Source organism: Leisingera sp. MMG026 (genome assembly GCF_021654205.1).
Classification (GTDB): domain Bacteria; phylum Pseudomonadota; class Alphaproteobacteria; order Rhodobacterales; family Rhodobacteraceae; genus Leisingera.
The window spans coordinates 1-472 of the sequence record NZ_JAKFZM010000155.1; the positions used below are offsets into that span (position 1 = coordinate 1).

1 pseudogene is annotated in these 472 nt (G+C 56.1%); it reads right to left on the reverse strand.

The window, feature by feature from the left end:
* Positions 1-421 (reverse strand): annotated as a pseudogene (locus L1069_RS23930) (recombinase family protein); the annotation flags it as partial.
* Positions 422-472 lie beyond the last annotated feature (51 nt).

Sequence of the window (472 nt, forward strand, 5' to 3'; positions counted from 1 at the left end):
ACTTCAGAGAACTTTCCAAGTCGGCGTCACCACCCAGGGATTTTCCGTGCGGCTTGCCGATCAGTTCCAGAAGATCACCCTGCATCTCGAAGTCGTGGCTACGCTCGTCTGCATTCCAGGTGATGATGACCTGATCCAGGAGCGCATGCAGCTCATCACTGGCGCGGCCTGCAACGCCTTCGTCGGAAAGGGTGTCGGTGATATTTGCGATAAAGTCCCTATAGAGGGCGGGAAGATCCTCCGGCAGCTCAATTGGCGCAGGCACCAGGGCTTCCCGTTCAGCTCGTCGCCTTTCAAGCTTCGCATCAACAGCGTTTAGCTCACTGATGATGGCGTCGGAATGCAGACCGTTCTTCACCGCGCGCAGGAGGTTCGCGCGATCCTGTTCGAACTGTTTTGTCTCCTGGTCAAAGAGGCGCATCGCATCGCCTCTTGGGTGGGGCAGCATGAATATCCTTTCAATGGAAGTAGT